General features: G+C 70.4%; 9 protein-coding genes. 6 read left to right on the top strand and 3 right to left on the bottom strand.

Annotated features, from left to right (window positions below; translation table 11 throughout):
* The 4 genes from ACK5KK_RS07565 to ACK5KK_RS07550 all read left to right on the top strand — a co-directional run.
* Positions 1-590 (top strand): aldehyde dehydrogenase family protein (locus tag ACK5KK_RS07565; RefSeq protein ID WP_416889477.1); only part of this gene is annotated, 590 nt, incomplete at its 5' end.
* Between the two features lie 9 nt (positions 591-599).
* Positions 600-1961 (top strand): aspartate aminotransferase family protein, encoded by a 1362-nt coding sequence (locus tag ACK5KK_RS07560; protein ID WP_416889476.1) that lies wholly within the window; start codon positions 600-602, stop codon positions 1959-1961.
* A gap of 45 nt (positions 1962-2006) precedes the next feature.
* Complete coding sequence (locus tag ACK5KK_RS07555) at positions 2007-3431, top strand: gamma-aminobutyraldehyde dehydrogenase (protein ID WP_416889475.1); 1425 nt, start codon at positions 2007-2009, stop codon at positions 3429-3431.
* Entirely contained in the window at positions 3428-4798 is a 1371-nt protein-coding gene (locus ACK5KK_RS07550) for an NAD(P)/FAD-dependent oxidoreductase (RefSeq protein WP_416889474.1), read from the top strand. The genes ACK5KK_RS07555 and ACK5KK_RS07550 overlap by 4 nt, the downstream gene beginning before the upstream one ends.
* A gap of 71 nt (positions 4799-4869) precedes the next feature.
* On the opposite strand, the gene ACK5KK_RS07545 is transcribed toward ACK5KK_RS07550, so the two are convergent.
* The 3 genes from ACK5KK_RS07545 to ACK5KK_RS07535 all read right to left on the bottom strand — a co-directional run bounded on the left by ACK5KK_RS07545 (position 4870) and on the right by ACK5KK_RS07535 (position 6246).
* Positions 4870-5265 carry a type II toxin-antitoxin system VapC family toxin gene (locus ACK5KK_RS07545; RefSeq protein WP_416889473.1) on the bottom strand — a complete coding sequence of 132 codons (396 nt, stop codon included), beginning with the start codon at positions 5263-5265 and terminating at the stop codon, positions 4870-4872.
* Complete coding sequence (locus ACK5KK_RS07540) at positions 5262-5498, bottom strand: FitA-like ribbon-helix-helix domain-containing protein (RefSeq protein ID WP_416889472.1); 237 nt, start codon at positions 5496-5498, stop codon at positions 5262-5264. Before ACK5KK_RS07540 ends, ACK5KK_RS07545 begins: the two co-directional genes overlap by 4 nt.
* 124 nt (positions 5499-5622) lie before the next feature.
* A complete protein-coding gene (locus ACK5KK_RS07535; protein WP_416889471.1) occupies positions 5623-6246 on the bottom strand; it encodes a TetR/AcrR family transcriptional regulator in 624 nt (207 codons plus the stop codon).
* 66 nt (positions 6247-6312) lie between these two features.
* Between ACK5KK_RS07535 and ACK5KK_RS07530 the strand changes: the two genes are divergently transcribed.
* Both ACK5KK_RS07530 and ACK5KK_RS07525 read left to right on the top strand, forming a co-directional pair.
* Complete coding sequence (locus tag ACK5KK_RS07530; RefSeq protein WP_416889470.1) at positions 6313-7356, top strand: agmatine deiminase family protein; 1044 nt, start codon at positions 6313-6315, stop codon at positions 7354-7356.
* A 136-nt stretch (positions 7357-7492) separates the two neighbouring features.
* Positions 7493-8561: amidase (locus ACK5KK_RS07525; RefSeq protein ID WP_416889469.1), on the top strand; the 1069-nt coding region annotated here is incomplete at its 3' end.

The raw sequence follows: 8561 nt of genomic DNA, 5'->3' as shown, positions 1-8561 counted from the left end.
AGGTCGCCGAGCGGGTGGGGTCGCTCACGATCGGCGACGGCACCGACCCCGCCAGCGAGATGGGACCACTGATCACCGGCGAACACCGCGACAAGGTCGTCTCCTACGTCACCGGCGCGGCGGCCGAGGGCGCAACGGTGGTCGTGGACGGGACGCAGCATCCCTTCGACGGCAACGGGTTCTTCACGGGCGTATCCCTCGTCGATCACGTCACCCCCGGCATGAAGGTCTACGACGACGAGATCTTCGGACCCGTGCTGTCGGTCGTGCGGGTCACCGACTACGACGAAGCCGTCAGCCTGATCAACAACAGCCCGTTCGCCAACGGCGTCGCCGTATTCACGCGCGACGGCCGCACGGCGCGCGAGTTCGAGTTCGACATCGAGGTGGGGATGGTCGGAGTCAACGTGCCGATCCCCGTGCCCGTCGGCGCGTTCTCGTTCGGTGGATGGCGCAACTCGTTGTTCGGCGACACGCACATCTACGGACCCGAGTCCATTCACTTCTACACGCGCAGCAAGGTCGTCACCACGCGGTGGCCGAACCCGAGCGAGAGCCAGATCAACCTCGGCTTTCCGAGCAACCACTGAGGACGAAACGTGACCGCCTCCGACATCCGACCCGACCTCGACGCCGACACGCGCGTGCGTGCCGACGACCGTCGGCACGTGTTCCATTCCTGGAGCGCCCAGGCGCTCATCGATCCGCTCCCGGTCGCCGGCGGCGCCGGTGCGACCTTCTGGGACTACGCCGGCAACAGCTACCTGGATTTCTCGTCACAGCTGGTCAACCTGAACCTGGGGCACCAGCATCCCGACCTGGTGTCCGCCATCTCGCAGCAGGCGGGACGGCTGGCGACGATCCAGCCGTCCATGGCCAATGACACCCGCGGCGAACTGGCGCGGCTGATCGCGGGGGTCGCCCCCGACGGGTTTTCCAAGGTGTTCTTCACCAACGGCGGCGCCGATGCCAACGAGAATGCCGTACGCATGGCGCGTCTGGTCACCGGTAAACGCAAGGTGCTGTCGATGTATCGCAGCTACCACGGGAACACCTCGACGGCGATCACCATGACCGGTGACCCGCGCCGCTGGCCGAACGAACCCGCCGACGCGTCGGTCGAGCACTTCTTCGGACCGTACGCGTACCGGTCGCCGTTCCACTCCGACTCCCCCGAGGAAGAGACCGCGCGCGCGCTGGAGCACCTCGAGCAGACGATCATCCTCGAGGGCGCCTCGACGATCGGCGCGATCATCATCGAGACGATCGTCGGCACGAACGGCGTGCTCATCCCGCCGCCGGGCTACCTGCCCGGGGTGCGTGAGCTGTGCGACCGTTACGGCATCGTGTACATCGCCGACGAGGTCATGGTCGGGTTCGGCCGGGTCGGCGAGTGGTTCGCCGTCGACGCGTTCGATGTCGTCCCCGACCTCATCACCTTTGCGAAGGGCGTCAACTCCGGGTATGTGCCCCTGGGTGGCATCGTGATCAGCGACCGTATCGCAAGCCACTTCGACACGGTCGCGTTCCCCGGCGGCCTCACCTACTCGGGCCATCCGCTCGCGTGCGCCCCGGGCGTCGCGACCTTCGAGGTGTTCCGCCGCGACGGCATCCTGGAGCGGGTGCGCGACCTGGGCGAGCGGGTCGTCGCGCCGCGTCTTGCGGCGATCGCCGAACGGCATCCGTCGGTCGGCGACGTGCGCGGGCGGGGCCTGTTCTGGGCGATCGAGCTGGTGCGCGACAAGGCGACGCGCGAGCCGCTCGTACCGTTCAACGCGTCGGGCGCCGAGGCCGCGCCGGTCGCCGCGGTGGTCGCGGCGTGCAAGAAGGCGGGGGTGTGGCCGTTCACCCACTTCAACCGCCTGCACGTGGCGCCTCCGCTGGTGATCGGGGAGGATGACCTCGTGCGCGGTCTCGACGTGATCGACCGCGCGCTCGACGAGGCCGACGCCGCGGTGTAGTCGCGACGCCCGCCACATCGCCAGGCCACCCGATCAGGAGGAACCGTGACCACACTGCACAATGTCATCGACGGCGCGCTGTCGCCGTCATCCGGCGAACTGTACGACCTGATCGACCCCGCCACCGAAGAGGTGTACGGCCGTGCACCGATATCGACCCCGGAGGAGGTGGATGCCGCGTTCGCCGCCGCCGAGCGCGCGTTCCCCGCCTGGCGCGCGACCACACCCGCCCAACGGCAACTGCTGCTGTTCCGGCTCGCCGACGCCTTGGAGGCCGCGGCCGAAGAGTTCGCCGACCTTGAATCGCAGGACACCGGCAAGCCGCGGGCCACCCTGGTCGCCGACGAGATCGACCAGTCGGTCGACCAACTGCGCTTCTTCGCGGGGGCCGCGCGCGAGCTCAACGGCCGCGCCGCGGCCGAATACGCCGAGGGGTTCACCTCGTTCGTGCGGCGTGAGCCGATCGGGGTCGTCGCGCAGGTGACGCCGTGGAACTACCCGCTCAACATGGCGATCTGGAAGATCGCACCCGCGCTGGCGGCCGGCAACACGATCGTGCTCAAGCCCAGCGAAACGACGCCGCAGACGACGGTGCGACTGGCCGAACTCGCCGCGCACATCCTGCCGCCGGGGGTGTTCAATGTCGTGCTGGGCGACCGGTCGACGGGGCAGTCGCTCATCGAGCATCCCACCCCGCAACTGGTCGCCATCACCGGCTCGGTGCGCGCCGGGATGGCCGTCGCCGAGACCGCGTCGCGCCAGCTCAAGCGCGTGCACCTGGAACTGGGGGGAAAGGCGCCCGCACTCGTGTTCGCCGACGCCGACCTCGACGCCGCCGTCCCCGGCATCGTGGAAGCGGCGTACTTCAACGCCGGGCAGGACTGCACCGCGGCGACCCGGGTGCTCGTGCACCGCTCGGTGCACGACGAGCTCGTGCGGCGCCTGGCGGCCCATGCCGAGGCGCACGCGGTCACCGGGGCTCCGCACGACGATGGCGTGTTCTTCGGACCCCTCAACAACGCCGGCCAGCTCGCCCGCGTGCAAGGCTTCATCGACCGGCTACCTGAGCACGCATCGATCGCGACGGGCGGGATCCGGGTCGGTGAGCGCGGGTACTTCTTTGCTCCGACGGTCGTCACCGGGCTGCGGCAGGACGACGAGCTGGTGCAGCAGGAGGTCTTCGGCCCGGTCCTGACCGTGCAGACGTTCGACGCCGACGACGAAGCCCTCGCGCTCGCCAATGGCGTGCCGTACGCGCTGGCGTCGTCGGTGTGGACCCGCGATCATGGCCGCGCGATGCGTATGAGCCGCGACCTCGACTTCGGGTGCGTGTGGATCAACGCGCATATCCCCTTCGTCTCCGACATGCCGCACGGCGGGTTCAAACACTCTGGCTACGGCAAAGACCTCTCGATCTATGGCTTCGAGGACTACACCCGCGTCAAGCACGTCATGTCGAGCCTCGCGTGACCGGCAACGGCGATGTCTCGTTCTGGTGGCGCCAGCTCGGGCTGCCTGCCGCACGTCCGCCGCTTTCCGGCGACCTCGACGTCGACGTGTGCATCGTCGGAGCCGGCTACACCGGCCTGTGGACCGCGTACTACCTGAAGACCCTGCAGCCCGACCTGCGCATCGCCATCGTCGAGCAGCGGTTCGCGGGCTTCGGCGCGTCGGGCCGCAACGGCGGCTGGCTGGTCAACTCGGTCACCGGCGGGCGCCAGCAGTACGTCGCCACGCACGGGCGGGATGCCGCGATCGCCCAGCAGGTCGCGATGAACGAGACCGTCGACGAGGTCATCGGCGTGGCCGCCGCCGAAGGGATCGATGCCGACATCCGCAAGGGCGGCGAACTCGTCGTCGCCCGCAATCCCGCGCAGTGGGCGCGCACGCAGGCGGAGGTCCGCGCCGAACAGAGCTGGCCGCACACCGACGTGGAACTGTGGGACGCCGCGACCTTCGGCGACCGGGTGCGCGTCGCCGGCGCGCGGGGCGGCGCGTGGCAGCCGCACGGCGCCCGCATTCATCCCGCCAAGCTCGCGCGCGGACTGGCCGCCGCCGTGGAGCGGCGCGGGGTGTCGATCTACGAAGACACCCGCGTTGCGGCGATCGAGCGCGGCCGTGCCACCACCGACCGCGGCACGGTGCGGGCTGAGGCCGTCATCCGTGCCACCGAGGGTTTCACCGCCGACCTCGCCGGCGAGCACCGCACCTGGCTCCCGATGAACTCGTCGATGATCGTGACCGACCCGCTGTCGGCGTCCTTCTGGGATGACGTCGGCTGGGCGGACGCGGCGACCCTCGGCGATGCGGCTCACGTCTACATGTACGCGCAGCGCACCGCCGACGACCGCATCGCGTTCGGCGGGCGCGGCGTTCCGTACCGGTACGGGTCGCGGGTCGATACCGACGGCCGGACGCAGCCGCGCACGATCACCTCGCTGACGGCGCTGTTGCACGATTTCTTCCCCGCCGCGGCCGACGTGCCCATCGCGCACGCCTGGTCTGGGGTGTTCGCGGTGCCGCGGGACTGGTCGCCGTCGGTACGGTTCGATCCGGCATCCGGTCTCGGCTCGGCCGGCGGCTACGTCGGCACCGGTGTGGCGACGACGAACCTCGCCGGACGCACCCTCGCCGACCTCGTGCTGCGCCGCGACACCGACCTCGTGCGCCTGCCCTGGGTCGGGCACAGCGCCCGCCGCTGGGAGATCGAGCCGCTGCGGTGGCTGGCCGTGCACGGCCTGTACGCGGCGTACGGAGTCGCGGATCGCATCGAGTCCGGCGGCGGGGCGCGCACGTCTTGGATCGCTCACGCCGCCGACCTCATCGCGGGGCGCTGACCGACGTTGCGTTTCGCCTGGTCGCCGCGCTCCTCGGTTGAGCGTGAAGCGGCGCAAGACGAAGCGCTCGCTCAGCGCAAGAGCGTGACGGTGACCCCGAGGCTCGGCGCGCGCGCCAGCCGTGCATCTGAGGTGAGCAGATCGGCTGCGAGTGCGTGCGCCGAGGCGATGTACATTCCGTCGCTGATCCGGATCGACTGCCGCGACTGCCACGCCGCCCTCGCCAGACCGACATGATCCAGCCGGCGGATCGGGGCGTCCTCGAGGCGAGCGAGACCTCGCTCCGCCTCCTCCAGCGAGATCATCGCGGTTCGCACGAGCCGCCACAGTGCCGATGTCACCTCCAGATCGAGGATCGCGGGCGCCCACAGCTCGTGCCCGGAGAGCGCGGCCAGCGCCGCGTCCTGCCGGTCCGTCGGCAGCACCGCGTCGAGGAAGGCGCTCGCATCGACGACCCGTCTGGTCATGCGTTCGGGTCGTACTCGACTCGTACGTCGTCGAGCACGCCGACGACGTCGATGGGTCGTGCGGGCCCGGATACCCGGACCGACGCCGCCCAGTCGTCGATGAGCGGACGCATCAGGTCATCGCGCAGCACACGGGTCACGTACTCCGACCTCGACATGCCCAGCCGTTGCGCCCGCTCACCAAGCCTGGCGTGCAGCTCGTCGGGAAGGTTCCTCACCTGCAGCGTGCTCATCTCATGAAATTAGCATGCGGTTATCATGAATTCCCTGGCGCGCGGATTCGGTGACGGCGGTGTACTCGGTGGCGCTCGTCCACCGCGGAGCACCGCACCCCGCGGGACGCAACACCATTGCGGGCTACGGCGTGAGCGCCGCCGTCTCCACGCCCAGCAGCCCGGCAACCACGCGGCGGGTGAGCGCGGCACGGGCGGGATGCTCGCGCCAGTGGACGAGGCTGTGCGCGCCGAGACCGTCGATCATGGCGAGCAGGTGCCACGCGATCGCGTCGGCATCGACCTCGCCGAACGTGCCGGCATCCTGCCCGCGCTCGATCTCCCCGGCGATCGCCTGCTGCCAGGCATCCATCTCGGTGCGCACCCTCGCAGCCAGCGCCTCGTTGCGGGACCCAACGGCCCACCCCTGCACCCAGACGAGGGTCACGTCGCGGCGCGCGCCGTCGAGCACCGTGTCGATGAGCAGTCCGAGGCGCTGCGGGGCGGCATCCACACCGGCCATCAGAGCCACGACGCTGCGCAACTCCCCCGCCACGATCTCGCCGAACGTGTCGGCGACGAGCACGTCCATGCTCGGAATGTAGTGGGCCACGAGCCCCGGTGCGACGCCCACCCGCGCGGCGACCGAGCGCAGTGTGACGGCGTCGAGTCCGTCGTCCAGCGCGATGGCACGCGCGGCGTCAGCGACCTCGGCGCGGCGCTCGTCGGGCGTCTTGCGTACGCGACGGATGGTTGACGCATCGGTCATCGGCTCGGTACGCTCCTCGTATTGATCGCTTGATCAATAACCTATCGCACACCGAGGGAGAAGGCCATGGGCTGGCGGATGCCGAGTGAGACCGACCCGCACGAGCGCACCTGGATGGCGTTCCCCCGCGAGGGGTTCACGCTCGGCGCGACCGACGCCGAACGCGAAGAGGGGTATGCGGCTTGGTCCGCGGTCGCCGCCGCGGTGGCCCGGTTCGAGCCGGTCTCGATGATCGTCGACCCCACCGAGGCGGCACGTGCACGGCGCATGCTGCCGGGCGAGGTCACCCTCATCGAAGCCCCGGTCGACGAGTTCTGGATGCGGGACCACGGCCCCACCTTCGTCGTCGACGGCGAACGCCCCGGTGTGCTCGGTGCGATCGACTGGATCTTCAACGGCTGGGGCGCGCCCGACTGGGCGCAATGGCAGGCATCCGCCGCGCACGCCGCACTCATCGCCGCCGAGGTGGGCGCCGAGCGCGTCTCCTCGGTGCTCGTGAACGAGGGCGGCGGCATCCACGTCGACGGCGAAGGCACGGTGCTGCTGACCGACACGGTGCAGCTGGACCCGCGCCGTAATCCGTTCGCCGACCGCGAGCGGGTCGAGGCCGAGATGGCGCGCACACTGGGAGCAACTCGCGCACTCTGGCTCAGCCGGGGGCTGACCCGCGACTACGACGACATGGGCACGAACGGCCACGTCGACATCGTCGCGACGATCCCCTCGCCCGGGCGCCTGCTGCTGCACGACCAGCGGGATGCCGCCCACCCCGACCACGCCGTCTCCGCGCAGCTGCGGGGCGAGCTGGCGGAACAGGCCGATGCCGCGGGTCGCGCGTTCGAGATCATCGATCTGCCCGCGCCCGCGACCCTCACCGACGCGCACGGACCCGTCGACTGGAGCTACGTGAATCACGTGGTCGTCAACGGCGGCGTCATCGCGTGTGGGTTCGGCGAAGATGCCGCCGATGCCACAGCCCGCGGCATCCTGGCCGAGGCCTACCCTGGCCGCCAGGTCGTCACCGTCGACGCTCGGGGCCTGTTCGCCCGAGGCGGCGGCATCCACTGCATCACCCAGCAGCAGCCGGCGGTGGCCCGATGTTCAGCGTGATCGCCGCGTCGCCCCGGCCCGTTCGTTCGCGCCGAAGCGCGCATACAACGCGGCCGAGGAAGCACTTCGGCGCGAATGAACCGTGGGGCCCTGACCACCAGCCGGGCATGTCGGTACAAGGACGAGAGGCAGCACGATGATCGAGGTGACCGAGGCATCCATCGCCGAGCTGCGGGCGGCGCTCGAAGCCGGCCAGGCGACGGCGGTCGAACTCGTCGACGCGTACCTCGCGCGCATCGACGCGTACGACAGGCCCGGCACCGACACCGCGCTCAACGCGGTCGTGGTGCGCAATCCGGATGCCGGGGCTGAGGCCGCGGCATCCGACGAGCGCCGGGCTCGCGGACAGGCGCGCGGGCCGCTGGACGGCATCCCCTACACGGCGAAGGACAGCTACCTCGTCCGCGGACTCACGGCGGCGGCGGGCTCCCCCGCCTTCAAAGATCTCGTCGCGCAGCGCGACGCGTTCACGATCGAGCGGCTGCGGGATGCCGGGGCCATCTGCCTCGGCCTGACGAACATGCCTCCCATGGCCAACGGTGGTATGCAGCGCGGGGTATATGGTCGTGCCGAGAGCCCGTACAACGGCGACTTCCTGACGGCGCCGTTCGGCTCGGGGTCGTCCAACGGCTCGGGCACGGCGACGGCGGCGAGCTTCGCGGCGTTCGGACTCGGCGAGGAGACCTGGTCCAGCGGCCGCGGTCCCGCCTCGAACAACGCCCTGTGCGCTTACACCCCCTCGCGAGGCGTGATCTCGGTGCGCGGCAACTGGCCGCTCGTGCCGACGATGGACGTCGTCGTGCCGCACACCCGGACGATGGCCGACCTGCTCGAGGTGCTCGACGTGATCGTCGCCGACGACACCACCACGCGCGGCGACTTCTGGCGAGTGCAGCCGTGGGTGCAGATCCCCGCGGCCTCCACCGTGCGGCCGGTGTCGTACCCGTCCGTCGCCGAGGACGGGTCGCTCGGCGGCACCCGCATCGGCATCCCACGCATGTACCTCAACGCGGACCGGGAGGCCGGCACCGCCGACAACCCGGGGATCGGCGGCCCCACGGGGCAGCGGATCCACACCCGTGCCTCGGTCGTCACGCTGTGGGAGACCGCCCGCGCCGATCTGGAAGCAGCGGGCGCCGAGGTCATCGAGGTCGACTTCCCCGTCGTCAGCAACTACGAGGGCGACCGCCCCGGAGCACCCAAAA

The sequence above is a fragment of the Microbacterium sp. genome (assembly GCF_047972865.1).
Classification (GTDB): Bacteria; Actinomycetota; Actinomycetes; order Actinomycetales; family Microbacteriaceae; genus Microbacterium.
Note: the sequence above shows the minus strand (reverse complement) of the source record. Positions and strands in the feature narration are given on the sequence as shown.